We start from the raw sequence: 26,518 nt of genomic DNA on the forward strand, positions 1-26,518 counted from the left end.
AATGAAAAAGATTGAATTGCATATTACGTTACAAGGTCAAGTATTAGATACACAAGGACAAGCTTTAAATAGAGCGGTACACGATTTAGGCTATGAACAAGTTAATGATATAAGAGTAGGTAAAGTTATTTACATGACTGTTGATGAAACTGATGAAAATTCAATCAAGAATATCGTTAATACTTTAAGTGAGAAGCTATTTGCCAATACGGTTATTGAAGAATATAGTTTTAAAATCTTAGAAGATAAGGAGAACGCATAATGAAATTAGCTGTATTAGTATTTCCAGGATCTAATTGCGATCGTGATATGTATAATGCTGCTAAACGTTCAGGTGTCGAAGCGGCATATGTAGACTATAGAGAAACTTCTCTTGAAGGTTTTGATGGTGTGTTAATACCTGGAGGTTTCTCATTTGGTGATTATTTAAGATCAGGTGCAATGGCACGCGTAGCACCAATTATTAGTGAAGTAAAAAGACTTGCAAGTGAAGGTAAACCAGTACTTGGCGTATGTAATGGGTTCCAAATCTTAACAGAGGTTGGTTTGTTACCAGGTGCACTGTTACATAACGACAGTCATTTATTTGTAAGTAGAAATGAATCGTTAACAATTGTAAATAACGAAACGAAATTCACACATCAGTATGATAAAGATGAAACTGTTATTTATCCTGTTGCGCATGGTGAAGGTCACTATTATTGTACAGATGAATTATATGAAGAACTTGTGAATCATAATCAAATTATTTTAACTTACAATGATAATCCTAATGGTTCATATAAAGATATAGCTGGTATTACGAATAAAGAAGGAAATGTTTGTGGGATGATGCCTCATCCAGAACGTGCCATGGAAACATTACTTGGTTCAGATAGTGGCGTTAAATTATTTCAATCTATGATCGAAAGTTGGAGGGAACAACATGTCTAAGTTTTTAGAACCTAGTATAGAAGAAATTGAAAAAGAATATTTATATAGAGATATGGGTTTAACGGACGAAGAATATCAAAAAGTCGTAAGCATTTTAGGACGTAAACCGAACTTTACTGAAATAGGTATATTCTCGGTAATGTGGAGTGAACATTGCTCATATAAACATTCTAAACCATTTTTAAAACAATTCCCTACTTCTGGAGAACATGTATTAATGGGTCCAGGTGAAGGTGCTGGTGTTGTAGATATCGGTGATAATCAAGCAGTCGTGTTTAAAGTAGAATCTCATAACCATCCTTCAGCAATTGAACCTTATCAAGGTGCTGCTACAGGTGTTGGTGGTATTATCCGCGATATCGTATCAATCGGAGCAAGACCTATTTCTTTATTAAATAGTTTAAGATTTGGCGAGTTATCTAATAAGACAAACCGCAGATTGTTTAGTGGAGTCGTAAAAGGTATCGGTGGTTACGGAAACTGTATCGGTATACCGACAGTAGCAGGTGAGATTGAATTTGATGAAAGATATGATGGTAATCCACTTGTTAATGCGATGTGTGTTGGCATTATAGATCATGACAAAATTCAAAAAGGTACTGCTAAAGGTATCGGAAATCCAGTTATCTACGTTGGTTTAAAAACAGGTAGAGACGGAATTCATGGTGCAACATTTGCATCTGAAGAATTGAGTGAAGCATCTGAAAGTAAGAGACCATCAGTACAAATTGGAGATCCATTTGTAGGTAAAAAATTAATGGAAGCAACTTTAGAAGCAATTACTTATCCTGAATTAGTAGGTATCCAAGACATGGGTGCAGCAGGATTAACGTCATCTTCTTCTGAAATGGCAGCTAAAGGTGAAAGTGGTATTCATTTGCACTTAGAGAAAGTACCGACAAGAGAAGAAGGTATCTCACCATATGAAATGATGCTTTCAGAAACACAAGAACGTATGTTATTAGTAGTTGAAAAAGGTACAGAACAAAAATTCTTAGATTTATTTGATCATCATGAATTAGATTCTGCTGTTATAGGTGAAGTAACAGATACAAATAGATTTGTTTTATCTTATGAAGATGAAATATACGCTGATATTCCTGTTGAACCTTTAGCTGATGAAGCACCCGTTTATATTCTAGAAGGTGAAGCAAAAGAATTTAAGCACAATGATAATCAATATGATGAAATCAATGTAGAAGAAGTATTCCAAAAACTAATTAATCATCCAACAATTGCATCTAAACATTACGCATATGACCAATATGATCAACAAGTTGGTGCCAATACAATTATCAAGCCAGGTATAAGTGCTGGAGTAGTTAGAGTGGAAGGTACAAATAAAGCGATAGCTTCTACTATAGATGGAGAAGCGAGATATGTTTATAACAATCCATATGAAGGTGGGAAAATGGTTGTTGCAGAAGCGTATAGAAATTTAATTTCTGTAGGTGCTAAACCATTAGCAATGACAGATTGCTTAAATTATGGTTCTCCTGAGAAGAAAGATATATACCAACAACTTGCAGATTCTACTAAAGGAATGGCTGAAGCTTGTGAAGCCTTAAATACACCAGTCGTATCAGGGAATGTTTCTTTATACAATGAAACAAAAGGGACGTCAATTTTCCCTACACCTGTAGTCGGTATGGTTGGTTTAATTGAAGATGTGACGTATTTAAATGATTATCAACCAAAAGTAAATGATCGTGTATACGTAGTTGGAGAAACGAAAGATGACTTTGGTGGCAGTCAGATTGAAAAATTATTATTTAAAGAAGTTAATCATGAACCAAGTTCAATTGATTTATCAGCAGAAGTAAAACGTGGAGAACAAATTAAAGATGCTATACGTTCAGGCAAAATTTCACATACGCAAGCTGTTGGTAAAGGTGGTCTTGCTATTGGACTTGCAAAAATAGCTACACACTTTAACTTAGGATTAGATGTGACGTTACCAGTAACAAATGCTCAATTATTTAGTGAAACTCAAGGTAGATATATTGTTGTCGTTAAAGAAGGACAATCTATAGATATTGACGATGCCGTTGAAATAGGTCGTGTTACTGATAATGCTCAATTTACGATTAAAAATGATGCTGCTCAAATTAAATACAATGTATCTGATTTGAATGAGCAATTGAAAGGGGCAATAGCTCAATGCATGATATCAAGAGTTTAAATGAAGAATGCGGCGTATTTGGTATATGGAATCATCCAGAATCTGCACAACTCACTTACATGGGGCTTCATAGTTTACAACATAGAGGTCAAGAAGGTGCAGGAATTGTAACTTCAAACGGTTTCGAGTTAAAAGGTGAAAGAGGATTAGGCTTATTATCTGATGCGATTACGGATGTACAATTAGAAGGTTTTAAAGGGAATCAGCATGCGATAGGTCATGTAAGATATGCAACTTCTGGTAATAAAGGAATTGAAAATATTCAACCTTTTTTATATCACTTTTATGATATGAGTGTTGGTGTTTGTCACAATGGTAACTTAGTCAATGCACAAAGTTTAAGAAAAGAATTAGAACAAGAAGGCGCAATTTTCCATTCTTCTTCTGATACTGAAGTGATTATGCATCTTATAAGAAGAAGTAAAGCGCCTACTTTCGAAGAAGCATTGAAGGAAAGTTTGAATACAGTTAAAGGTGGTTTCACATTTGCTTTATTAACAAAAGATGCACTATATGGTGCTGTTGACCCAAATGCAATAAGACCTTTAGCTGTAGGCAGAATGAAGACGGGTGCTTATATCATTGCTAGTGAAACATGTGCAATTGATGTACTTGGCGCAGAGTTTGTGAGAGATATTCATGCAGGTGAGTATATTGTTATAAATGATGATGGTATAAGAGTTGAATCATACACAACGGAAACAACGACTGCAATTTCAGCGATGGAGTATATTTACTTTGCAAGACCCGATTCTACAATTGCAGGTAAGAATGTTCATGCAGTTCGTAAAGCATCTGGAAAAAAATTAGCTCAAGAAAGTCCGGCTTTAAATGCTGATATGGTAATCGGCGTACCAAACTCTTCACTTTCAGCAGCATCTGGTTATGCAGAAGAGAGTCATTTGCCTTATGAAATGGGGCTTGTAAAAAATCAATATGTCGCTCGAACATTTATCCAACCGACACAAGAATTACGAGAACAAGGTGTACGCGTGAAATTATCAGCTGTAAAAGATATCGTACATGGTAAAAATATTGTGCTTGTTGATGATTCTATTGTGAGAGGGACAACAAGTAAACGTATCGTCAGAATGTTAAAAGACGCTGGAGCAAATGAAGTTCACGTACGTATCGCATCACCAGAATTCATGTTTCCAAGTTTCTATGGTATCGATGTGTCGACATCTGCTGAACTGATTTCTGCACATAAATCACCTGAAGAAATTAGAGATTATATCGGTGCAGATTCACTTGCATATTTATCAGTTGATGGCTTAATACGATCAATAGGGTTAGATAAAGACGTACCTTATCACGGATTATGTGTAGAAAGCTTTACTGGTGACTATCCAGCAGGTCTTTATGACTATGAAGAAAGATATTATCAAAACTTAAGTCCACGTCAAAAATCTTATTTAGCTAGTAATAAACAATACTTTAATAAAGAGGGTAATCTTAATGTCGAAAGCATATAAAGCATCTGGTGTAGATATTGAAGCTGGTTATGAAGCGGTCAATAGAATGAAGTCACATGTTCAAAGCACAATGAGAAAGGAAGTTCTAGGCGGTTTAGGTGGCTTTGGTGCTGCATTTGATCTGTCACAATTAAATATGAAGAAACCAGTACTTGTTTCTGGAACAGATGGTGTTGGTACAAAGCTTAAACTCGCAATTGATTATAACAAACATGACACAATCGGTATCGATGCCGTTGCGATGTGTGTGAATGATATTTTAACGACTGGCGCAGAACCTTTGTATTTCCTTGATTATATTGCGACGAATAAAGTAAATCCTGAGACAATTGAAGCGATTGTTTCAGGTGTATCTGTCGGTTGTAAAGAAACGAACTGTGCATTAATTGGTGGAGAAACTGCTGAAATGGGCGAAATGTACCATGAAGGAGAATATGATATTGCTGGATTTTGTGTTGGTGCTGTTGAAAAAGATGACTATATTGACGGCAGTGAAGTTAATGAAGGTGACGTCATAATTGGTATTACATCAAGCGGTATTCATTCAAACGGCTACAGTTTAGTTAGAAATTTAATTAAAGAAAGTCAAATTAACTTAAATGATGCATTTGATGAAGAAAGAACGTATTTAGAAACTTTTCTTGAATCAACAAAACTATATGTTAAACCTGTTCTTACCGTGTTAGATAAAGTAAAAGTTAAAGGTATGTCTCACATAACTGGTGGAGGATTTATTGAAAATATTCCAAGAGCGATTCCAGAAAATAAAGATGCACATATCGATGTTCAATCATATGAAGTACCACAAATATTCCAATGGTTAAAAGAGCAAGGAAAGATTGAAGCAGAGGAAATGTATAATGTGTTTAATATGGGAATCGGCTTTGTACTTATCGTTAACAAAGAAGATGCTCAAGAAACATTAGATATTTTGAAAGAACAAAATGAAGAAGCATATGTAATAGGTGAAATTTCAAACGGAACAGGTCAGGTCAAATTGACGGGGGTTCAATCATGATTAAAATAGCGGTATTTGCATCAGGAAATGGATCAAACTTTGAAAAAATAATGGAAAATATCGAAGCAGGTTATTTAGACCATATAGAAGTAACAGCATTGTATACAGATAACCCTAATGCCTTTTGTATAGAAAGAGCAAGAAGATTTAATTTACCTGTTTATATCATAGATCCAAGAACTTACGATAGTAAAAAAGAATATGAAGAAGCACTACTCACGAGATTATCTCAAGATCGTGTAAGTTGGGTTATTCTCGCAGGATATATGAAAATTGTTGGTCCTACATTATTAAAACAATATGAAGGTAAAATGTTGAATATACATCCATCAATATTACCAAGTTTTCCTGGAAAGGACGCTGTAGGGCAAGCATTAGATTACGGCGTACGTGTTACAGGAGCAACTGTTCATTATGTTGATAGCGGTATGGATACTGGCGAAATTATAGACCAATTAAGCTGTAAAGTATATCCAGATGATACGAGAGAAACATTACAATTAAGAATACAGAACTTAGAATACGAATTATATCCACGTGTTATGAAAGAAATTATTCAATAAAGGAGTCTTTACAAAATGAAGAATGCAATATTAAGTGTGTCAGACAAAACAAATATAGAAGATTTCGCAAGCAAATTAATAGAAAATGATTATAAAATCTTTTCAACTGGTGGTACTAAAAAGGCATTAGAAAATGCTGGGATTGAAGTATATTCAGTTTCAGAGTTAACAAACTTTCCAGAAATAATGGATGGAAGAGTTAAAACTTTACATCCAGGTGTACATGGAGGGATTCTTGCAAATCGTTCTATTCCTGAACATTTAACAGCATTAAAAGAACAAGACATCGACTTAATTGACTTAGTAGTCGTAAATTTATATCCATTTAAAGAGACTGTTAAGAAAGAAGATGTAACAGAAGATGAAGCAATTGAAAACATCGATATCGGTGGACCAACTATGTTACGAGCAGCAGCTAAGAACTTCAAATTTGTTACAACAGTCGTAGATCCTTCTGATTATAATGAAGTTATTGAACGTATTGCTTCTGACAAATTAGATGAAAATTATCGTAAATCACTAATGGTAAAAGTATTTAAACATACAAATGATTATGATAATGCGATTGTTGAATTCTTTGGAAATACATCAGAAACATTAAGATATGGAGAAAACCCTCAACAAAATGCTACTTTTGTAAAGACTTCAAACGAACCGAATACATTAGCTGGCGCTAAACAATTACATGGTAAAGCTTTAAGCTTTAATAACATTAAAGATGCCGATGCAACGTTATCACTTATTAAAAAGTTTGAACAACCTGCAGCTGTTGCAGTGAAACATATGAACCCATGTGGAGTTGGTGTAGGCGCAACTATTGAAGAAGCATACGATTATGCATATGAAGCGGATTCTCAATCTATATTTGGTGGTATTGTCGCTTTAAATAGACATGTTACAAAGGAATTAGCGGAGAAATTACATTCTATTTTCTTGGAAGTTATTATTGCACCAAGCTATGAAGCCGATGCGTTGGAAGTCCTAACAGCGAAGAAGAATATTAGATTACTAGAAATTGATATGACAGAAACGCAAGATGAACAAGAATTTGTATCAGTTTCAGGTGGATACTTAGTTCAAGATAAAGATAATGCAACATTAACGCGCGAAGAAATGAAAGTCGTTACAGATGTTGAACCAACTGAAGCACAATGGAAAGCTTTAGAACTAGGATGGAAAGTTGTCCGCTCAGTTAAAAGTAATGCCATTGTACTTGCGAACGATCACCAAACTGTTGGTGTTGGAGCTGGACAAATGAATAGAGTTGGTTCTGCAAAAATAGCAATTGATCGTGCAATCGAAATGAATGAAAATGTAGCCTTAGCGTCTGATGGATTTTTCCCAATGGGTGACACTGTAGAAACAGCTGCTAAAGCAGGTATTAAAACAATTATCCAACCAGGTGGATCTATTAAAGATCAGGATTCAATAGATATGGCAAATAAATATGGCATCAGTATGGTATTTACTGGTATGAGACACTTTAAACATTAGGAGGTCAATATGAAAGTACTTGTTATAGGATCAGGTGGAAGAGAACATGCGTTAGCTCAAAAATGTCAATCGTCTAAATTAGTAAATGAAGTCTTTGTCATTCCGGGTAATGATGCAATGGAAGAAGTTGCGACAATTATATCGGATGTTCAAGAAAATGACCATTTAGCTATAAAATCTTTTGTAGAAGAAAACAATATTGAATGGGTAATAATTGGACCTGAACAACCTTTAATAGATGGATTAACAGATGCATTAGAGGAAACAAATGCTAAAGTCTTCGGACCTAATAAAGAAGCAGCACAATTAGAAGGTTCTAAAGAATTTGCGAAAAAAATTATGGAAAAGTATGATATTCCAACTGCAGAATATAAGACAATCACAACAAAAGAAGAAGCAATCAATTATGTTGAGCAGTGTAAAATACCTATTGTACTTAAAAAAGATGGACTTGCAGCTGGAAAAGGTGTAATCGTTGCTTTAACACGTGAAGAAGCAAGAGAAGGCGTAGAAACTTTATATCAAACACCTCATGAGAAAGTCGTATTTGAAGAGTTTCTTGATGGAGAAGAATATTCAGTTATGACATTTGTAAATCAATCATATGCAGTTCCATTTGATTGTATCGCCCAAGATCATAAACGTGCATTCGATGGTGATAAAGGGCCGAATACTGGTGGTATGGGTGCATACTGTCCAGTACCTCATATTACGGACGATGTATTGGAAGAAACGAATCAAAAAATCGCACAACCTGTTGCGGATGCTTTAGTGAGTGAAGGGATTAACTATTTTGGTTTGATTTATATTGGCGCAATTTTAACAAAAGAAGGACCAAAAGTAATTGAATTTAATGCAAGATTCGGTGATCCAGAGGCACAAGTATTATTGACTAAATTAGATTCTGATTTTATTGAAATATTAAACAAGGTGTATCATAAAGAACCTTTAACATTAGAATGGAAAGATGAAAGTGTAGTAGGTGTCGTATTAGCATCTAAAGGATATCCAGGTAGCTATGATAAAGGATATTCAGTTGAAGGTTTAGAGCATGTAGATCAATATTTTGTAAGTGCTTTAAAGAAGAACTCTGAAGGTAAGTATGAAAATAATGGTGGACGTGTCATGATCGTTATCGGTACAGGTGACAATATTGAAGCGGCTCAAAAAAATGCATATGAACAAGTCAAACATATTAAAAGTGAACAACTATTCTATAGAAATGATATTGGACATAAAGCATTAAAAGTATATAAATCATAAATTAAAGGCTGAGACAACAAAGTTTGTCTCAGCCTTTTCATTGCGCTATATTTCATTCTTTTAGGGAAAGGTATGGTCAAATATAACGCAATGTTATCGAATATCTGAAATGTTTGTTATAGGTAAATAAACATTTAATAAATATGCGACAGCGACGAGTGCAATCGTCAATAAGATGAAATATAAATCATTTTTAGTGAAAGGTACTTTATAATAGAAAGTTCTTTTGCCGTTTGTGAATCCTTTTGCTTCCATCGCAACAGCTAACCTATGAGATTTTCTTATACTTTGACTTAATGTTGGAATGAGTAAATGGTGAATCCATTTTAAGCCTTTACGATTACTTTTATCTATAACTGCATATCGCATCTTTAAAGCTTGTCTTAACTGCATAAAAGAACTAAACATAAGCGGTATCATGCGTATAGAAGCCATGAAAGCATATGCAATTTTAGGTTTTACTTTTAAATGTTGCATGAAACTATAAAACACATAAATGATTTGCGAAGTAAATGGTATAACCATGCCGTAAAATGAAATGACAAGTGTACGCATGGTTACGTGAATACCTCTCAAAAAGCTTTCTTCAGTAATATGAATAATACCAAACTTGAATATTGTTTCATTTCCTTCACCATAAAAAATCATAAATAGGGAAGAAGTGAGTCCGAAAAATAAAGTGATAGCAATGACGATTAATAGTGGTAACCATCTCACGCCACTCATGAAGATTAGATAAAGGAACATAATAATCGTTAAATAAAGCATGAAATCAAATTGATGAATAAATATCGCATAGAAAAATAGAGTGATACCTAATATAAGTTTCGTTAGAATATTCACATCATCAATAAATGTACGGTATTTCTTCCAATTAGTTAACATGAGATTCACCACCGCTTACGTGTAATTGCTCATCTTTGATTGTCAATCTTCTAGTAGCATAACGATTAATAATCTCATTTTCGTGCGTAATCATTAAGATAGTTTGACCATGTTGAACGCGTTCATGAAATAATTTGATGAGTTCAAAGGTATTGTGACTGTCTAAACCAAATGTTGGCTCATCAAGTAAAATAATTTCAGAATTTGTACTTAATGCAGTTGCGACACTTAATCTTTTTTTCTGTCCTATTGATAATTCGAAAGGGTGTTGGTCTTTCACATGATTGAGTTTTAATAACGTCAACATGTCTTGGGTCTTGTCATGAGCTGTTTGTTTATCTTGATATGCATAATTGATAAATATTTCATTGTATACGGATGTTTCTATGAATTGTAATTCTGGATTTTGATATACGAAATACATATGTTGAGAAGCATCTTTTACTTTTTTGATCTGTTTATTTTTGTAAAATATTTGACCATTATATTTAATGAGCTGCATCATCGTTTCTAAAAATGTCGTCTTACCTGTTCCATTTGGTCCAGTGATTGTAAGCCACTCGCCACTTGAAATCGTCAATTCATCTATAGTAAATAGTTTTTTGGAGCCACGCAGTACATCTAACTGTTCTATATTTAATAATGGCATGTGCTCAGCAGTCTGTTTAGATAATTTGGGGGCATATTGCCACGAGTTAGGGTGCCAAACACCGTATTCATTTAAAATGTCTGTATGATGATATAATATATCTTGAGGTGTACTATCATGAGTGATTTCACCATTTTCATTCATTACAATAACTCTATCAACATAATTCCAAATATAATCAACTTTATGTTCTACGATTACAACAGTTTGATTATCCCAATGCTCCATAATCAAATCCCATAGTTGTGTTGTTGATTGATGATCAAGCATTGCTGTCGGTTCATCAAGAAATAAAGTATTTGTATCTTGTAATAATATAGAAGCAATCGCTAATTTTTGTTTCATACCACCACTTAAACGATTGATTTTAAGTGAAGGATCAGCATTTAAATTTACCTGTTTCATGGCATTTTTTATAAATCCGTCCATTTTATCAGGTTCGATGTTCATATTCTCAAGCACAAATGCTAATTCTTCTTTAATCTCAGGCATACAAAATTGCGTATCTGGGTCTTGGAAAATAACACCCGGGTGTGAATCGATATCGATTGAATCTACTTTCATCGGTATGTCCATCGATCTCGGTATAATACCGCTTAATACATTTAATAATGTACTTTTACCAGATCCACTTGGACCTAGTAGCAGTACTTTTTCTTTATCATTAATATTGATGTTTAAATTTTTAAATATAATGCGTTCATCATCAGGATACTTTAGTCTTAAATTTTTTAGTGATAACAATTGAATAACTCCTATAATAAGTCATAATCTTTTTTAGATGCTGGTTTGAACAATTTCGTAACACCAGTTTGGTCGAGTGCTTTTACAATTGCATAGCCTAATGCACCAGCAACGATTGCACCACTTAAAATTCTAATCGTAAACATTAAAATAACATTCCATAAAGCAACGTCACCTAAGTAATTATAGAACCAATCAATTGGTAACGTAATAATACCTGCAGCCATACCAGCTATAACAGCAACTGATAATTTTCTAGATTGATATCGAACAGCTAAGAAAATGATTTCACAAGCTAAACCTTGTAATAATGCGTATACAAATGTTGGAATATCGAATTGACCCATTACAATCGTTTCACCAGCACCGGCAGCAAATTCAGCAAGAATTGCAACACCAGGCTTTTGAATAATTAAATAAGTGACAATCGCTGCAATAAACCATACACCATATACAGATTGTTCTAGATGTAGACCGAGTGGTTTTAAAATTTCATAAGGTATCCATAAGAACTTATAAATGATTGCAAACAAAGCACCAATTAATACAGTTACTAAAATATCTGATAGGGTTAATCTTTTTGACATGTTAAATTCTCCTTTTAAATAAAAAAATGTGCACTCCTATATCTAAATAGAAGCGCACAAAAATATTGTTATCATTTAAAAATGAATATTATATGATTTACGAACACTTTCCTACGCTAGTATCATCTAGATCAGGTACAAAGGGTTCAGACCTTTTCATGTCTGTCTCAGTTTCAAAACACCCCTAGTGCATTTATTAATTTGTTATCCATACGATAAGTCTTATTAATCTTTTTGTCAATAGTAAATCATAAAACTGAAATTAATTTCTTAAATAAATGATTTATAAGTTATTAAAATAAATTATAAATAAAATAGGGAGCGAAATCACAATATATCTAAATTTGCGATTTCGCTCCCGGATAGGTAATGAAATTCATTTATTCAAATGTGTCTTGTATATTTTCTTTTGTTTCATCCTGACCTTTGTTGTTGTCTTGCTTATTTTCTTGTTCTTTCTTTTTAGCTTTTTCTGCTTCTTCTTTATGCTTATCATTATGAGTCATAATAACACTCCTTTAAAATGTATGATATTATTATATACCCAACTACATATAAGTATTAAACTTCTTGCTAGTACTTGGGACTGATTTTCAATATAATTAAAGACAATTGAAAATGAAACAATTATAATGTTCAATGAGGTGAAGAACATGGCTATAAAGAAAAAAAGCTGGGAAGTTCATTTTAGTCGAATTATAGGTATATTTCTTTTGATTACTGGATTACTTATACTTTTTAATGCGCCGCGTATTAAAGACTATAATATCAAGGATTCAAGTAATATCCATATCAATAACATTTGGGACTTTTTTGTAGCTTTTTTTGATGAATTAGTAAGAATATTGCACAATTATATTGGTAACTTTCCAGTTATCGCAGCAATTATTGTATTGCTATTTGGTGTGTTTGTATTATTAGTAGGACGTACTTTAAGAAGAACGACGCATTACGATTATGATATTTCTGTATTTTATATCGGACTGACAATTATTTTAATGATTGTTATTATGATGACCATGTTCCAAGTATATAGTTTTGCATCTTTCTTATTTATTATTCCATTTGCAATTCATGTGGGATATGTCGTTTATAAAAATGAGCTAAATCCAATGCATCGAAAGAAACATTATTTATGGATTATCATTTCATATGGATTATGTTATTTCATTTCACAATTTGCAATGAACCATAATATCGATGCTCAAAATGTAAAGCCTATAGACGTTATGAGTGTTAACTTATTCTTCATTCTATTATGGTGTCTAAGCCAAATGTCAGTTTGGATTAGTTTATATTTAAGAAGATCTTTACCAGTAAGTGATGAAGACATTGAACAATTTCATGAAGAAAGATATTCAAGAGTTAAAAATAACCGCTTAACAAGAAAAATATATACTTTAGCAGAAGGTTTTTACCAAAAATTACAGAATTTCAAACAGGCGACTTTAGAAAAATTCAATTCTGAAGAGGCAATTGCTAAAAGAAAACGCCGTAATGAAAAATGGAAAGAAATTATTAAAATTGAAGAAGACGATATTCCAAGATGGATGAGAAGACCGAAATGGTTAAAGAAAAGCTATATAGAATGGATAAGTACTGTAGTTTTATTCTTATTTACATTTATAGAGTTTAATAACCGAAATGGTTTATTCTTATCAGGTGAATGGAAATTATCTCAAATTCAATACGTTTTTGAATGGTTAACATTATTTATTATGATGTTATTGATTATTTTATATGCATACTTCAACTACACGACAAATTATAAGAATAAAAATAATTTTGGTAAGTTGTTTGTTATTTCAGCATTATTCTTTGAAATTGCAACGACATTCTTTGTATCAGCAATTCAAACGTCACAATTTTCCGTGTTTATCACACCAATTTCATTTTTATTATTATTATTTGTAACACCTGCATTTATCATTCACTTGAAAAAATCATTTTAATATCTTACACGATATAATTAGACACTTTATTGAGCGCATAGCGCTCAATAAAGTGTCTTTTATTTTATAATTTGCACGAGCAATTGCTGTATTTAAAAGTTTAAATATGTAATAAGTAAACTATTTTAATGAATTTATTCAAAAAATGTATTGCGTGGAATAATCTTATCCTTTATACTAACTTTAGTAAGCGTTTACATATAAGGGGATCAAAACTTTCTGGGGGAAATTTTGATTAATAAAATTCGGTTAACAGAGTATTCTAAAGGGGAATACTCTGTTTTTTGGTGTTTTGTATAATATACGTTATAATATGTGAGACATTTCGAAAGGATGGCTAATATATAATGAAACAATTAATGCTCAAAAAAGGAAAAGAAGATAAATATTTAAGAGGGTATCCTCTAGTAGAAAAAGACGACGTTTTTGATATGCCTAAAATGGATGAAGGCGAATTAGTTGCGCTTGTTGATGCAGGAAAAAGATTCATTGCAACTGCATATTATGGTGAACAAAATAAAGGTATAGGCTGGGTATTATCATTAGACTCAACTGAAAAGATTGATCATAACTTTTTTGTAAAGTTATTTGAAGAAGCTAAAAATGATAGAGCATATTATGAAAATGTAGATGGAATCAATGCATATAGATTATTTAATGCTGAAGGCGATGGAATTGGTGGACTGACAATCGATCATTATGATGGTCATTTATTAGTTCAGTGGTACTCAGTAGGGATATATCGATTGAAAGATAGAATATTACCTGCAATTAAAGAAGTCTTTGAATATAAATCAATTTTTGAGAAAAGAAGATTTAAAGGAATGGAAACAGCGTCAGACTTCGTAACGGGTGAAGCACCAGAATTTCCATATGTCATAGAAGAAAACCATATGTTCTATAATATTAACCTTGATGATGGACCTATGACAGGTATTTTCTTAGATCAAAAAGATGTTAGAAAAAAATTAAGAGACCACTATAGTCAAGATAAAGATATATTGAATTTATTTAGTTATACGGGTGCATTTTCAGTTGCAGCAAGTGAAAATGCTCGATCTACTACAAGTGTGGATTTAGCTAATAGAGCTAGACCATTAACTGAAGCAAACTTTGGTTTAAATACAATGGATCTTAATCAGAACCATATATTTATTATGGATGTATTTGATTATTTTAAATATGCTTTAAGACATGGCTTAAGTTATGACGTTGTCGTGATTGATCCACCAAGCTTTGCACGTAATAAGAAAAAGACTTTTAGTGTTCAGAAAAACTATCCTGAATTAATTGAAGGTGCATTAGAATTATTAAACGAGAATGGTAACTTAGTGTTAAGTACAAATTCAAGTGCTTTTCCACAAAAAGCATTCAAAAAAATGATTAATCAAACATTAGATCAATTAGGTGTAGATTATACAATCTCTGATGTAATGGGATTACCTAAAGACTTCAAGAGTCATCCACACTATAAACCAAGTAAATACTTGAAAGTCGTATTCGTACAAATAAATGGTTAAAATTTCCTAGTTCGGGTATATATTATTATAATAATGTTTGAATATAATCGAACTGTGAGGAGAATGGAAACAATGGGAATTTTCGATAAAATTACGACAAAAGCAGGCAATAAAGCATTTGGTATACAAGAAATAAAGAAACGTTCTGAATTACCAACTTCACAAGAGGAATTGTTAGAACGTAGAAAAAAAGCTAAAGAACTTATTCATAAGAAGTCATTAATGTCTTCAGCTGCAAATGTAGTACCAATTCCAGGACTTGGTGTTGGTATGGATATTAAATTAATGGGCGATATCATTGAAGATATTAATAAAATTTATGGATTAAGCCATAAACAAGTTAATAAAATGCAAGATGATTTAAAACAAAAAGTTTTAACATCAGCTGCAATGAGAGGTAGCCAGTTTATTGGTCAAAAAGTTACGAATGCAATGGTAAAAGTTATATTTAGATCAGTCGTAAAAAGAGAAGCGGCAAAACAATCAAGATGGGTACCATTAGTTGGACAAGCAGTTGCTGGTTCAATTAGTTATTATTTAATGAAAAAAATGGGTGAAGATCACATTAAAAAATGTGAAACAGTCATTCAAGACTTTATAGGTGAATAAAATATTGAAAAGAAGCTAAGGCATTTTGCAATGTCTTAGCTTTTTTTGTGTAATTTTCTTATTTTATATTTGCAATTAATCTGAAAACGCTTTATAATCAAAATGTAAACTAAAGTTTGAAATATAAACAAATGTTTGTGAGGTGAAATTGATGAATGAAAATGAAAAATTAATTCTTAACTTAATTAAAGAGAATCCTTTTATATCACAACAAGAGTTATCGGATAAAGTTGGTTTGTCTAGACCTGCAGTTGCAAATATTATTTCAGGTTTAGTTAAGAAAGAATATGTTCAAGGGAAAGCATATGTGTTAAACGAGCAAAATCCAATTGTTTGTATTGGTGGGGCTAACATAGATAGGAAATTTCATATTACAGACGAATTAGTGCAGGGTACTTCAAATCCAGTAACTTCTGAAACTTCTATTGGTGGCGTTGCTAGAAACGTTGCTGAGAATTTAGGACGCATCGGTGAAGATGTTCTGTTATTAACGACTTCAGGTAATGATGCAGAGTGGCAACATATTTCTGATTTATCATCACCATTTATGAATGTGGATTATGTTGAGAAGATTTCTAGTGAATCAACGGGAAGTTATACGGCATTGTTAGATCAACACGGTAGTATGACGATGGGGTTTGCGGACATGTCAGTTTATGACAAAATTACGCCAGAATTTATGATTAAAAACACATATTTACTCAATAAATCAAAATGTATTATTGCAGATTTAAACTGTCCTAAAGAGACGATAGAGTTTTTATGTTCATATGCAGAGAAGAAAAAGATTAAATTAGTATTGATTGCAGTTTCCGGACCTAAAATGAATCGTCTACCTCATAATTTACATGCGGTTGATTGGCTCATATTAAATAAAGATGAAGTTGAATCATTTGTAGGTAAAGATGCACAAACAGAAGCAGAATTAATTCAATACATTGGTGAAATTAGATCCCTAGGTGTGAAGAACTTAGTTGTGACATCGGGTAAAGATAAGATTATTTATGATGGCGATGAAGGTCAACGTCAATTTGAAGTTAAAAAAGTCGATAATGTCGTTGATGTAACAGGTGCTGGTGATGCATTTACATCAGGTTTAATTTATGGATGGTTAAAATCATATGAAATAGACAAAATTATTGATTTGGCAAAAGCAAATGCATCTAAAACAATTCAAACAGCTTATACAGTAAGACAAGATTTAGATAAAAAACAATTAATTAAGGACATGGAGGCTTTATAATGGAAAACTATATTCAATTTTCAAAAGAAGTAGAACAAGCAAAAGAGGAAGGTAAAGCAATTGTCGCTTTAGAATCTACAATTATTTCACATGGTATGCCTTATCCTCAAAACGTAGAAATGGCACAAAAAGTAGAACAAATTGTAAGAGATAATGGTGGGGTACCTGCAACAATCGCGATTATTGATGGAAAGATCAAAATTGGATTGAGCGAAGATGAATTACAATTATTAGCAAGTGCAGAAAATGTAGCAAAAGTTTCTAGAAGAGATATCGCTGAAATATTAGCAACTAAAAAAATTGGTGCAACAACAGTGGCTTCAACAATGATTTGTGCTCAATTAGCAGATATTAAATTCTTTGTTACTGGTGGTATCGGTGGTGTTCATAAAGGTGCAGAACACACAATGGATATTTCTGCAGACTTAGATGAACTTTCAAAAACGAAAGTAGCTGTCATTTGTGCAGGTGCTAAATCAATTTTAGACTTAGACAAAACATTAGAATATTTAGAAACAAAAGGTGTACCTGTAGTTGGATACCAAACTGATGAACTTCCAGCATTCTTTACAAGAGAAAGTGGACTAAAATTAAATACAAGAATTGATGATGTAGGTACAATTGCAAAACTTGCAGAAGTACAATGGGACTTAGGATTAGAAACAGGTATTGTTGTCGCTAACCCAGTACCAGAAGAAGATCAATTAGAGCCAAGTTTCATCAATGGTATTATTGACAAAGCAGTTGCTAAAGCTGAAGAAGAAGGTATTCACGGCAAAGATTCTACACCATTCCTATTAGGTGAAATCGTTAAGCAATCTGGCGGTAAATCATTAGAAACAAATATTAAACTTGTTGAACATAACGCTAAAATTGGTACACAAATAGCAGTTGAATACACGAACCTCCAAAAATAAAGAATAATCAGCTCAAATAATTGCATACTTATGTAATTTGATTGAATTGTAAGTGTTTTTTTGATATTCTTTAATCGTATAGATAAAATTTGATTTTATACAAATTTAATATAGGTATCAGAAGGAGACAATAAAAATGGAACAAAATTCATACGTAATTATTGACGAAACGGGTATTCACGCTAGACCAGCAACAATGTTAGTTCAAACTGCATCTAAATTCGATTCAGATGTACAATTAGAATATAACGCTAAAAAAGTTAACTTAAAATCAATTATGGGTGTAATGAGCCTAGGTGTTGGTAAAGATGCTGAAATTACTATCTACGCTGAGGGTAGTGATGAGAAAGAAGCTATCGAAGCAATTACTGAAGTATTATCTAAAGAAGGATTAACTAAATAATGTCTGAATTATTAAAAGGTATAGCTGCATCTGATGGTGTGGCTATTAGTAAAGCATATTTATTAGTTGAACCTGACTTATCGTTTTCAAGCGAAAATATCAGCGATGTAGACGGCGAAGTTGAAAAGTTTAAAGCGGCTGTTAATCAATCAAAAGTTGAATTAACTCAAATTCGTAATAATGCTGAAAAACAACTTGGTGCAGATAAAGCTGCGATTTTTGATGCGCATTTATTAGTGTTAGAAGATCCAGAATTATTAAATCCAATTGAAGAAAATATTCGCAATAACAAAGTAAATGCACCTACTGCATTAAATGAAGTATCAACAAACTTCATTACAATCTTCGAAAATATGGATAATGAGTACATGAAAGAACGTGCGGCAGATATTCGTGACGTTTCTAAACGTGTTTTGGCACATATTTTAGGTGTAGAATTACCAAATCCTAGTATGATCAATGAAAGCGTTATTATTGTAGGTGAAGATTTAACACCATCTGACACTGCGCAACTTAATAAAGAGTTTGTTAAAGGTTTTGCGACAAATATCGGTGGAAGAACTTCACACTCAGCAATAATGAGTCGTTCATTAGAAATTCCAGCTGTTGTAGGTACTAAAGATATTACTGATCGCGTAAACCATGGTGATAGTTTAATCATTGATGGTTTATCTGGTGATGTAATCATTAACCCAACAGATGACGAAGTTCAAGCATACGAACAAAAACAGAAAAACTTCTTAGCTGAAAAAGAAGAATTAGCTAAATTAGTTAATGATGAATCTGTTTCTAAAGATGGTGTTCATGTAGAATTAGCTGCGAATATTGGTACACCTAATGACTTAGAAGGTGTTAAAAATAACGGCGCAGAAGGTATCGGTTTATACCGTACTGAATTCTTATACATGGGTAGAGACAATATGCCTTCAGAAGAAGAACAATTTGAAGCATATAGCAAAGTCTTAAAAGAAATGGACGGCAAACGTGTTGTCGTTCGTACTTTAGACATAGGTGGAGATAAAGAATTATCTTACCTAAACTTACCTAAAGAAATGAACCCATTCTTAGGATATAGAGCGATTCGTTTATGTTTAGATCAAACTGATATCTTTAGAACACAATTAAGAGCTTTATTACGTGCCTCTGAATTTGGTAAGTTAAATATCATGTTCCCAATGATTGCAACTATTAAAGAATTTAGAGACGTTAAAGCAATCTTACTTGAAGAAAAAGAAAAATTAGTTTCTGAAGGTGTTAACGTTGCGGATGATATCGAAATAGGTATTATGGTAGAAATTCCATCTACTGCAGCACTTGCAGACATCTTCGCTAAAGAAGTTGATTTCTTCAGTATTGGTACGAATGATTTAATCCAATATACAATGGCTGCTGACCGTATGTCTGAGCGTGTTTCTTACTTATACCAACCATATAATCCTGCAATTCTTCGCTTAGTTAAGCAAGTAATTGAAGCTTCTCATAAAGAAGGTAAATGGACTGGTATGTGTGGAGAAATGGCTGGAGACAATACTGCAATTCCATTATTACTTGGATTAGGTTTAGATGAATTCTCTATGAGTGCGACAAGTATTCTAAAAGCTAGAAAACAAATCAAACAATTAGATCAAAAAGAAATGCAAGAATTAGCGAACAAAGCAATTAACTGTGCAACAGAAGAAGAAGTTGTAGAACTCGTTAATCAAATTCTTTAAAATTAAAAAACAGAGCAGTTATCTCTTAACATTAAGTAGATAACTGCTCTGTTTTTATATGTGAATGATCTTTTCAGATTTTAATGAGCGTTCAAGTTGAATATCGCAATTTCAGGTGAACAAAATATTCTAATAGGAAGTCTTGTCATACCTATGCCTTGATTAACATAAAGGTATTGTCCATTTCTAATTTGATATAAACCTTGTTTATATACTTTTCCATAAGTTGGTGTATAAATAGCACCAAACTTAGGAAGTCGAACTTGACCACCATGTGTATGTCCAGAAAGTACTAAGTGGATGTTTGGATCTAATAATTTAACTTTATCTGGTTCATGTACGAGTCCTATTCTAAAGTCTATATGACAGCTTGGAACTTGGAATGAACTGCTAAAGTTAGGCTGACCAAAACATAAATCGTCAATACCATTAATCTGAATATTACCGTCAGGTGTGTTGACGACGTAAGAACTGTTTAACAATACTTCAAAACCCGATTTATTCATGATATCTAATACCGTATGAATGCCGTTTGAACCGTAATCGTGGTTGCCTGGAACAAAAAACTTTCCATATTTTGATTGAACTGTACGAAATAAAGGTATAACTAGATAAGGGTCAAATGAAATTTGAGCAATATCATCAAAACAATCACCTGTGAAACAAACAATATCTGCTTCTTGCTCATTGATAAGACGTACAAGTTGATATAAATTTTCTAAATTAGAATAATAACCTAAATGCAAATCTGTTATATGAATGAGTTTCAGATTTGATTTTAAGTTTGTATCAATAGAATGTGTGGTGACTTTAATTTTAGAACTTGGAAATTGAATCTTCATTAATGAATGCCTAATGCTTTATTAAAAGATTCTATATCAACTTGATAAAAAACTTCATCATTAATGAGAACAGTAGGTGTTGAAAAACTGTCTAGATCGATAAGTTCGTTTTTAAATTGTTTGTTTTTTATATTTTTTTCTGTAAACGGAATTTCTTTTTCATTAAAATATTGTTTTACAAATTGGCAAGGGGGACACTGGTCTTGTGTATAAATTGTAACTTCACTCATAGCTTTCACCTCAACTTTATATAGACATATTATAAATGATTTTTTAAAGCGTTCAACGATTATGTCCTATTTTGCCATTAATTTGTCATTACTTTGTAAATGTTAAACATTTCACAAATGATTAAAGTGTTGTATAATAAGATTAAATTGTGATGTATATCACAAACGTTGAATGGAGGAATATTATGGATGCAGTAGTTATAAGTCGTTTACTAACTGCTATGACATTGGGATTCCATATCATTTTTGCAACAATTGGTGTGGGGATCCCATTAATGTTTGCAATTGCTGAATTCATAGGTATTAAGAACAATAATCCTATGTATATAGCAATGGCAAAACGTTGGTCTAAAGGGTATACGATTACTGTAGCGGTCGGAGTAGTTACGGGAACAATTATTGGTCTACAATTATCATTATTGTGGCCAGCATTTATGCAATTAGGTGGGCAAGTTATTGCGCTACCATTATTTATGGAAACATTCGCCTTTTTCTTTGAGGCTATTTTCTTAAGTATTTATTTATATACGTGGGATAGATTCAAAGGTAAATGGACGCACTTTTTAATTACGTTACCAGTAATTATTGGTGGTACATTCTCAGCGTTCTTTATTACATCTGTGAATTCTTTCATGAATACGCCAAATGGATTCGATTTTATCAATGGAAAATTGATGAACATTGATCCAATCGCTGCGATGTTTAATGCATCATTCGGTATTAGAGCATTTCACGTTATAGCGACTGCGTTTATGACAGCTGCATTTATTTTAGCAAGTATAGCAGCATATCGTTTAATTAAGAATAAATTTATAGACGATAAAGAATATCATAAAAAAGCTCTTAAACTTACAATGATAGTTGGTTTAATTGCGAGTTTACTTGCAATGTTAGCAGGCGATTTATCAGCTAAGTTCTTACATCAAGAACAACCTGAAAAATTAGCAGCTATGGAGTGGCATTTTGAAAGTGAATCAAAAGCAGACCTAGTATTATTTGGGGTAGTAGATGAAGATAAACAAGAAGTTAAAGGTGCTATTAAAATTCCTGGCGCTTTAAGTTTCTTGTCAGATAGTAATTTTAATACTGAAGTTAAAGGATTAAACGAATTTAAGAGTGATGAAACACCACCACTTATCATTCACTATTTCTTTGATTTGATGGTATTCTTTGGTGTGTATTGTTTTGTCGTTTCAGCTTTATTTGTTGTATTAAAATGGGTGAAAAAATGGTCACAATATAGTAAACCAATCTTATATTTAGCAGTATTAACGGGACCACTTGCAATGCTTGCAATTGAATTTGGTTGGTTCTTAGCTGAGATGGGTAGACAACCTTGGATATTAAGAGGTTACTTAAAAGTTGCAGAAGCTGCAACAAATGCTGATGGACTTGCACTTGTATTCATTGCATTCGCAATACTTTATTTAGTTCTTGGTATTTCATCAAGTTATGTACTTATTAGAATGTTTAGTCACAGTAAAGCGACTGATGAAGTGAACAAAATAATAGACAGAAAGGGTGAAGTATAATGGATTATCAACATATAGGTATTACAGTGCTTTGGCTCTTTCTGTTTGGTTACATTATTATTGGTGCGATTGATTTTGGTGCAGGTTTCTTCGCATTTCACGCTAAATTAACGAAGCAAGATCATATTATCAATAACTTGATTTCTAGATATTTAAACCCTGTGTGGGAAGTAACAAATGTGTTCTTCGTATTCTTCTTTGTAGGAATAGTTGGATTCTTCCCAGACTCTGCATATTATTTCGGGTCAACATTATTAATACCTGGTAGTATTGCATTAATTTTACTAACCATTCGTGGTAGCTTTTACGCATTTGAAAACTATGGACAAGATAGTAAGTTATCATGGTTATTCTTATATGGTGGAACAGGTTTATTGATTCCGGCATCATTATCAACCATTTTAACAATTGCTGAAGGTGGCTATATTAAAGAAACAAGTGATGGCGTTCACCTACAGTGGGTTGATTTATTATTAAGTCCATATGCATGGGCAGTCGTATTTTTAGCAATTATCTCAGTATTATATATTTCATCAGGATTTTTAACATTTTATGCGAACAAAGCTAAAGATTCTGAAGCATATCATTTATTGAGACAGTGGTTCCTTATATGGGCAATTCCAATGATCATCATTTGTCAGTTCGTTTTCTTATCTTTAAGACAACATAATGAAACGCATTTTAATAATGCAGTCGGCAGCTATTGGTGGTTATTCGGTTTAAGTATTATATTCTTTATCATTGCTGTTGGATTAATATACTTTAAAAAAGCACACGGTGTTGCATTTATCATGATATTATTACAATTCGGTACAGCATTCTTTGGATATGGTGTAAGTAAATTACCGTATATTTTAGATCCGTTTATCAATATTGATAAAGCAGTTGTGAACGATCAAATGGCATTAATGCTTGTAATCGTATTTATTTTAGGTTTACTTTTACTCGTGCCATCGCTTATATTATTATTAAGATTATTTATCTTTGATGCAGATTACGTTAAAGGTAAAAAATAATATTATTATAAAGTATGGAGGCATATCATGAGTAGGGAGTATGTAGTTATAGGTTTAGGCCGATTTGGCGGAAGTATTGTAAGAGAGCTCAATGCTTTAGATATGGATGTAATGGCCATTGATGCAGATGAAGCAAGAGTGAATGAGTTCAGTGATATCGCCACACATGCGGTGATTGCAGATACAACAGATGAAGCGGTCATGAAAAGTTTAGGTATACGCAATTTCGATCATGTCATTGTTGCGATAGGTGAGAATATACAAGCGAGTACGTTAACAACATTAATTCTTAAAGAATTAGGTGTTAAAAAAGTTACAGCTAAAGCTCAGAACGATTATCACGCTAAAATTTTGAATAAAATAGGTGCGGATACTGTTGTCCATCCAGAAAGAGATATGGGTCGTCGTATCGCACATAATGTTGCTAGTGCATCTGTACTAGACTACTTAGAACTCTCTGATGAGTATTCAATTGTAGAAATTAAAGCAGGGGAAAGACTTGCTGGTAGTTCTATACTAGAATTGGATGTACGTGCAAATTACGGTATAAATATCATTGCTGTTAAAAGAGGTAAAGATATCATCGTAGCACCAGATCCAAATGAAAATATTGAATTTCATGATATATTAATCGTGATAGGTCATGACAATGATTTAAATAGATTTGAGAAAAAATTAGTAAACGAATAAAAGAACACCCGTAATTTTTAGAAATTACGGGTGTTTTAATGTTTTATTTAATTTTCATGATAATTGGTAAAATCATTGGTTTACGAGCTGTTTTTTCGTATAAATAAGGTTGTAAAGCTTCAGTAATTGTAGATTTAACGTGATGCCATTCTACTTTATCATTATTGTTTAGCTTCTCAATAACAGCTTTCTTGATTAATCGTTGTGCATCGTAAATTAAATGACCTGATTCTCTCATATATACAAATCCTCTAGAGATGATATCTGGACCTGAAAGCAGTTGTTTCGTTTTGAAATCTATACTTACAACAACTATTACAAGACCTTCTTCAGAAAGGACTTTACGGTCTTTAATTACGACATTACCGATATCTCCAATTCCGCTACCATCAACAAATACATTTCCTGATGGAATACGACCAGCATATCTTGCAGAATCTTTTGTAAGTGCAAGGACATCGCCAATTTCATATACGAATATATTATCTGGATCTACACCACAGTTCACACCAGTTTCACTATGTTTCTTAAGCATTCTATATTCACCATGAATCGGCATAAAATATTTAGGCTTAATTAAACGTAACATTAATTTTTGTTCATCTTGTGAACCGTGACCTGAAGTATGAATGTTAGACAATTTACCGTGAATAACATCAGCACCAGCTTTGTATAATGCATTGATTGTTCTATTTACACTCTTCGTGTTACCTGGAATAGGTGATGAACTGAATACAACTGTATCATCTGGAATAATACTGATTTGTCTATGTGTACCATTAGCAATTCTTGATAAAGCTGCCATTGGTTCACCTTGAGAACCTGTACATAAAATAAGAATTTCATGTTTAGGAACGGTATTAATTTTGTTAGGTTCAATAAATGTTTCAGGTGGTACTTTGATATAACCTAATTCTGTACCAATTTTAATATTGTTCTCCATTGAACGACCGAACACAACGATTTTACGATTGTATTTAACGGCTGCTTCAACAGCTTGTTGAACTCTATAAATATTAGAAGCAAATGTTGCAAAAATAATTCTACCTGAACATTTACGGAAAATCTCATCTACGTTTTGTCCAACTTCCTTTTCACTTAATGTAAAGTTAGGAACTTCAGAGTTTGTAGAGTCTGATAACAAACATAATACGCCTTCTTCACCAAGTTGAGCCATTTTGGCAATGTTTGCAGGTTTACCAACAGGTGTGAAATCAAATTTGAAGTCACCTGTATGAACGATTTTACCTTCTGGTGTATCTGCAATAATCCCGTATGCTTCTGGAATACTATGAGTTGTTAAATAAAATGAAATCTTGAAATGTTTAAATTCAAATACTGAATCTTCATCAATTTCATTTAATTGAGCAGTCTTCAATAAATTGTGTTCTTCCAATTTATTTCTAATAAGACCTAAAGCAAGTGGTCCACTATAAATCGGAACATTCATTTGTTTTAATAAAAATGGGACACCACCAATATGGTCTTCGTGTCCATGAGTGATAAATAAAGCTTTCACTTTATGCTTATTTTGAATTAAGTACGTATAATCTGGTATCACGTAATCGATACCAAGAAGATCGTCATCAGGGAATTTAATACCTGCATCGATGACTATGATTTCATCTTGATATTCGAGGGCGTACGTGTTTTTACCAATTTCACCGAGACCACCCAGTGCGTATACGCCTACTTCATTTTTTTGTAAAGGCTTCATTTAGATTGTCTCCACATTAAAGTGATCTGATTTCTTTTCATATTCTAAATGAGCGCCCTCTAATTTTTGGACAAATTCGATATTGTAATTACGGTCAGATAAATATCTTCTAACTTGTTCTTCAGTTTGTCCTTCGAAATATTTTGTTTGTGTACTTTCACGTACGATTACTTCACTTTTGTCTTCTTGATAAAATACTTTAAATACTGCCATATATATAAATCCTCCTAGGTTAATTAACATAAATAAAGCCCTAGTTTTTAAGTCTAGGGTTTGTCAATTTCGAAATTTGATTCCCGTACATTTTTAAAAGTAATTATATGAAAATATATAAATACCTTT

The 26,518-nt window shown here is 32.6% G+C and carries 26 protein-coding genes and 1 riboswitch; of the genes, 18 read left to right on the forward strand and 8 right to left on the reverse strand.

Features of this window, described 5'->3' with window-relative positions; translation table 11 throughout:
- Window position 1: 1 nt before the first annotated feature.
- From purS to purD, 8 genes are read left to right on the forward strand one after another with little or no spacing between them, the layout of a single operon-like run.
- Window positions 2-262, forward strand: coding sequence for a phosphoribosylformylglycinamidine synthase subunit PurS (purS, locus tag LQ679_RS08495; protein WP_025905204.1), 261 nt, complete (start codon window positions 2-4; stop codon window positions 260-262).
- Window positions 262-933, forward strand: coding sequence for a phosphoribosylformylglycinamidine synthase subunit PurQ (gene purQ / locus LQ679_RS08500; RefSeq protein WP_025905203.1), 672 nt, complete (start codon window positions 262-264; stop codon window positions 931-933). The genes purS and purQ overlap by 1 nt, the downstream gene beginning before the upstream one ends.
- The gene (purL, locus tag LQ679_RS08505; RefSeq protein ID WP_239762469.1) at window positions 926-3,115 is read left to right on the forward strand and encodes a phosphoribosylformylglycinamidine synthase subunit PurL; all 2,190 of its coding nucleotides are present in this window, start codon (window positions 926-928) and stop codon (window positions 3,113-3,115) included. Before purQ ends, purL begins: the two co-directional genes overlap by 8 nt.
- Window positions 3,094-4,590, forward strand: coding sequence for an amidophosphoribosyltransferase (gene purF, locus LQ679_RS08510; protein ID WP_239762472.1), 1,497 nt, complete (start codon window positions 3,094-3,096; stop codon window positions 4,588-4,590). Before purL ends, purF begins: the two co-directional genes overlap by 22 nt.
- A complete protein-coding gene (gene purM, locus LQ679_RS08515) occupies window positions 4,574-5,608 on the forward strand; it encodes a phosphoribosylformylglycinamidine cyclo-ligase (RefSeq protein WP_239762474.1) in 1,035 nt (344 codons plus the stop codon). The genes purF and purM overlap by 17 nt, the downstream gene beginning before the upstream one ends.
- Window positions 5,605-6,171 carry a phosphoribosylglycinamide formyltransferase gene (purN, locus tag LQ679_RS08520; protein WP_025905199.1) on the forward strand — a complete coding sequence of 189 codons (567 nt, stop codon included), beginning with the start codon at window positions 5,605-5,607 and terminating at the stop codon, window positions 6,169-6,171. Before purM ends, purN begins: the two co-directional genes overlap by 4 nt.
- A 15-nt stretch (window positions 6,172-6,186) precedes the next feature.
- Window positions 6,187-7,665, forward strand: coding sequence for a bifunctional phosphoribosylaminoimidazolecarboxamide formyltransferase/IMP cyclohydrolase (gene purH / locus LQ679_RS08525; protein WP_239762475.1), 1,479 nt, complete (start codon window positions 6,187-6,189; stop codon window positions 7,663-7,665).
- A 9-nt stretch (window positions 7,666-7,674) separates the two neighbouring features.
- The gene (purD, locus tag LQ679_RS08530; protein WP_239762477.1) at window positions 7,675-8,928 is read left to right on the forward strand and encodes a phosphoribosylamine--glycine ligase; all 1,254 of its coding nucleotides are present in this window, start codon (window positions 7,675-7,677) and stop codon (window positions 8,926-8,928) included.
- Between the two features lie 93 nt (window positions 8,929-9,021).
- Here purD and LQ679_RS08535 read toward each other — a convergent pair whose 3' ends face one another.
- From LQ679_RS08535 to LQ679_RS14815, 4 genes are all read right to left on the reverse strand, one after another.
- Window positions 9,022-9,813, reverse strand: coding sequence for an energy-coupling factor transporter transmembrane component T family protein (locus tag LQ679_RS08535; protein ID WP_239762478.1), 792 nt, complete (start codon window positions 9,811-9,813; stop codon window positions 9,022-9,024).
- Complete coding sequence (locus LQ679_RS08540) at window positions 9,803-11,206, reverse strand: ABC transporter ATP-binding protein (protein WP_239762479.1); 1,404 nt, start codon at window positions 11,204-11,206, stop codon at window positions 9,803-9,805. Before LQ679_RS08540 ends, LQ679_RS08535 begins: the two co-directional genes overlap by 11 nt.
- Before the next feature lie 11 nt (window positions 11,207-11,217).
- Entirely contained in the window at window positions 11,218-11,793 is a 576-nt protein-coding gene (locus tag LQ679_RS08545) for an ECF transporter S component (RefSeq protein WP_239762480.1), read from the reverse strand.
- A gap of 91 nt (window positions 11,794-11,884) precedes the next feature.
- Window positions 11,885-11,989: riboswitch (TPP riboswitch) on the reverse strand.
- Between the two features lie 184 nt (window positions 11,990-12,173).
- Window positions 12,174-12,299 carry a hypothetical protein gene (locus tag LQ679_RS14815; protein ID WP_255201038.1) on the reverse strand — a complete coding sequence of 42 codons (126 nt, stop codon included), beginning with the start codon at window positions 12,297-12,299 and terminating at the stop codon, window positions 12,174-12,176.
- A gap of 147 nt (window positions 12,300-12,446) precedes the next feature.
- Between LQ679_RS14815 and auxA the strand changes: the two genes are divergently transcribed.
- From auxA to ptsP, 7 genes are all read left to right on the forward strand, one after another.
- A complete protein-coding gene (gene auxA, locus LQ679_RS08550; protein WP_239762481.1) occupies window positions 12,447-13,745 on the forward strand; it encodes a lipoteichoic acid stability factor AuxA in 1,299 nt (432 codons plus the stop codon).
- 347 nt (window positions 13,746-14,092) lie between these two features.
- Entirely contained in the window at window positions 14,093-15,265 is a 1,173-nt protein-coding gene (locus LQ679_RS08555) for a class I SAM-dependent rRNA methyltransferase (protein WP_126476970.1), read from the forward strand.
- A gap of 72 nt (window positions 15,266-15,337) precedes the next feature.
- Window positions 15,338-15,874 (forward strand): hypothetical protein, encoded by a 537-nt coding sequence (locus LQ679_RS08560; RefSeq protein ID WP_025905191.1) that lies wholly within the window; start codon window positions 15,338-15,340, stop codon window positions 15,872-15,874.
- A 151-nt stretch (window positions 15,875-16,025) separates the two neighbouring features.
- Window positions 16,026-17,117 carry a carbohydrate kinase gene (locus tag LQ679_RS08565; protein ID WP_037587401.1) on the forward strand — a complete coding sequence of 364 codons (1,092 nt, stop codon included), beginning with the start codon at window positions 16,026-16,028 and terminating at the stop codon, window positions 17,115-17,117.
- Window positions 17,117-18,034 carry a pseudouridine-5'-phosphate glycosidase gene (locus LQ679_RS08570; protein WP_239762482.1) on the forward strand — a complete coding sequence of 306 codons (918 nt, stop codon included), beginning with the start codon at window positions 17,117-17,119 and terminating at the stop codon, window positions 18,032-18,034. Before LQ679_RS08565 ends, LQ679_RS08570 begins: the two co-directional genes overlap by 1 nt.
- Window positions 18,035-18,170: 136 nt before the next feature.
- A complete protein-coding gene (locus LQ679_RS08575; RefSeq protein ID WP_016912884.1) occupies window positions 18,171-18,437 on the forward strand; it encodes a phosphocarrier protein HPr in 267 nt (88 codons plus the stop codon).
- Window positions 18,437-20,149 carry a phosphoenolpyruvate--protein phosphotransferase gene (ptsP, locus tag LQ679_RS08580; RefSeq protein ID WP_239762483.1) on the forward strand — a complete coding sequence of 571 codons (1,713 nt, stop codon included), beginning with the start codon at window positions 18,437-18,439 and terminating at the stop codon, window positions 20,147-20,149. The genes LQ679_RS08575 and ptsP overlap by 1 nt, the downstream gene beginning before the upstream one ends.
- An 80-nt stretch (window positions 20,150-20,229) precedes the next feature.
- Here ptsP and LQ679_RS08585 read toward each other — a convergent pair whose 3' ends face one another.
- Together LQ679_RS08585 and LQ679_RS08590 are read right to left on the reverse strand one after the other, a co-directional pair.
- Window positions 20,230-20,991, reverse strand: a complete 762-nt coding sequence (locus LQ679_RS08585) for a metallophosphoesterase (RefSeq protein WP_239762484.1) — start codon at window positions 20,989-20,991, stop codon at window positions 20,230-20,232.
- Window positions 20,991-21,221: a glutaredoxin family protein gene (locus tag LQ679_RS08590; protein ID WP_204188701.1), complete on the reverse strand. Its 231-nt coding sequence runs from the start codon at window positions 21,219-21,221 to the stop codon at window positions 20,991-20,993. The genes LQ679_RS08585 and LQ679_RS08590 overlap by 1 nt, the downstream gene beginning before the upstream one ends.
- Window positions 21,222-21,406: 185 nt before the next feature.
- Between LQ679_RS08590 and LQ679_RS08595 the strand changes: the two genes are divergently transcribed.
- From LQ679_RS08595 to LQ679_RS08605, 3 genes are read left to right on the forward strand one after another with little or no spacing between them, the layout of a single operon-like run.
- Window positions 21,407-22,753, forward strand: coding sequence for a cytochrome ubiquinol oxidase subunit I (locus tag LQ679_RS08595; protein ID WP_239762486.1), 1,347 nt, complete (start codon window positions 21,407-21,409; stop codon window positions 22,751-22,753).
- Entirely contained in the window at window positions 22,753-23,769 is a 1,017-nt protein-coding gene (locus LQ679_RS08600; protein ID WP_037587410.1) for a cytochrome d ubiquinol oxidase subunit II, read from the forward strand. The genes LQ679_RS08595 and LQ679_RS08600 overlap by 1 nt, the downstream gene beginning before the upstream one ends.
- Window positions 23,770-23,796: 27 nt before the next feature.
- On the forward strand, window positions 23,797-24,459 hold the full coding sequence (locus LQ679_RS08605) for a potassium channel family protein (RefSeq protein ID WP_025905183.1): 663 nt from the start codon (window positions 23,797-23,799) through the stop codon (window positions 24,457-24,459).
- 43 nt (window positions 24,460-24,502) lie between these two features.
- Here the strand turns inward: LQ679_RS08605 and rnjA are convergent, their stop codons facing one another.
- Both rnjA and LQ679_RS08615 read right to left on the reverse strand, forming a co-directional pair.
- Window positions 24,503-26,176 (reverse strand): ribonuclease J1, encoded by a 1,674-nt coding sequence (gene rnjA / locus LQ679_RS08610; RefSeq protein WP_025905182.1) that lies wholly within the window; start codon window positions 26,174-26,176, stop codon window positions 24,503-24,505.
- The gene (locus LQ679_RS08615; RefSeq protein ID WP_025905181.1) at window positions 26,177-26,389 is read right to left on the reverse strand and encodes a DNA-dependent RNA polymerase subunit epsilon; all 213 of its coding nucleotides are present in this window, start codon (window positions 26,387-26,389) and stop codon (window positions 26,177-26,179) included.
- Window positions 26,390-26,518 lie beyond the last annotated feature (129 nt).

The sequence above is a fragment of the Mammaliicoccus sp. I-M35 genome (assembly GCF_022386455.1).
GTDB lineage: Bacteria > Bacillota > Bacilli > Staphylococcales > Staphylococcaceae > Mammaliicoccus > Mammaliicoccus sciuri_A.

Coding starts and splice junctions, on each gene's coding strand:
- auxA (WP_239762481.1), top strand. CDS start 12,447: ATGGCTATAAAGAAAAAAAGCTGGGAAGTTCATTTTAGTCGAATTATA.
- LQ679_RS08555 (WP_126476970.1), top strand. CDS start 14,093: ATGAAACAATTAATGCTCAAAAAAGGAAAAGAAGATAAATATTTAAGA.
- purM (WP_239762474.1), top strand. CDS start 4,574: ATGTCGAAAGCATATAAAGCATCTGGTGTAGATATTGAAGCTGGTTAT.
- LQ679_RS08570 (WP_239762482.1), top strand. CDS start 17,117: ATGGAAAACTATATTCAATTTTCAAAAGAAGTAGAACAAGCAAAAGAG.
- LQ679_RS14815 (WP_255201038.1), bottom strand. CDS start 12,299: ATGACTCATAATGATAAGCATAAAGAAGAAGCAGAAAAAGCTAAAAAG.
- purL (WP_239762469.1), top strand. CDS start 926: ATGTCTAAGTTTTTAGAACCTAGTATAGAAGAAATTGAAAAAGAATAT.
- purD (WP_239762477.1), top strand. CDS start 7,675: ATGAAAGTACTTGTTATAGGATCAGGTGGAAGAGAACATGCGTTAGCT.
- purQ (WP_025905203.1), top strand. CDS start 262: ATGAAATTAGCTGTATTAGTATTTCCAGGATCTAATTGCGATCGTGAT.
- purH (WP_239762475.1), top strand. CDS start 6,187: ATGAAGAATGCAATATTAAGTGTGTCAGACAAAACAAATATAGAAGAT.
- LQ679_RS08585 (WP_239762484.1), bottom strand. CDS start 20,991: ATGAAGATTCAATTTCCAAGTTCTAAAATTAAAGTCACCACACATTCT.
- LQ679_RS08600 (WP_037587410.1), top strand. CDS start 22,753: ATGGATTATCAACATATAGGTATTACAGTGCTTTGGCTCTTTCTGTTT.
- purN (WP_025905199.1), top strand. CDS start 5,605: ATGATTAAAATAGCGGTATTTGCATCAGGAAATGGATCAAACTTTGAA.
- LQ679_RS08560 (WP_025905191.1), top strand. CDS start 15,338: ATGGGAATTTTCGATAAAATTACGACAAAAGCAGGCAATAAAGCATTT.
- LQ679_RS08605 (WP_025905183.1), top strand. CDS start 23,797: ATGAGTAGGGAGTATGTAGTTATAGGTTTAGGCCGATTTGGCGGAAGT.
- purF (WP_239762472.1), top strand. CDS start 3,094: ATGCATGATATCAAGAGTTTAAATGAAGAATGCGGCGTATTTGGTATA.
- LQ679_RS08575 (WP_016912884.1), top strand. CDS start 18,171: ATGGAACAAAATTCATACGTAATTATTGACGAAACGGGTATTCACGCT.
- ptsP (WP_239762483.1), top strand. CDS start 18,437: ATGTCTGAATTATTAAAAGGTATAGCTGCATCTGATGGTGTGGCTATT.
- LQ679_RS08615 (WP_025905181.1), bottom strand. CDS start 26,389: ATGGCAGTATTTAAAGTATTTTATCAAGAAGACAAAAGTGAAGTAATC.
- LQ679_RS08535 (WP_239762478.1), bottom strand. CDS start 9,813: ATGTTAACTAATTGGAAGAAATACCGTACATTTATTGATGATGTGAAT.
- purS (WP_025905204.1), top strand. CDS start 2: ATGAAAAAGATTGAATTGCATATTACGTTACAAGGTCAAGTATTAGAT.
- LQ679_RS08565 (WP_037587401.1), top strand. CDS start 16,026: ATGAATGAAAATGAAAAATTAATTCTTAACTTAATTAAAGAGAATCCT.
- LQ679_RS08590 (WP_204188701.1), bottom strand. CDS start 21,221: ATGAGTGAAGTTACAATTTATACACAAGACCAGTGTCCCCCTTGCCAA.
- LQ679_RS08545 (WP_239762480.1), bottom strand. CDS start 11,793: ATGTCAAAAAGATTAACCCTATCAGATATTTTAGTAACTGTATTAATT.
- rnjA (WP_025905182.1), bottom strand. CDS start 26,176: ATGAAGCCTTTACAAAAAAATGAAGTAGGCGTATACGCACTGGGTGGT.
- LQ679_RS08595 (WP_239762486.1), top strand. CDS start 21,407: ATGGATGCAGTAGTTATAAGTCGTTTACTAACTGCTATGACATTGGGA.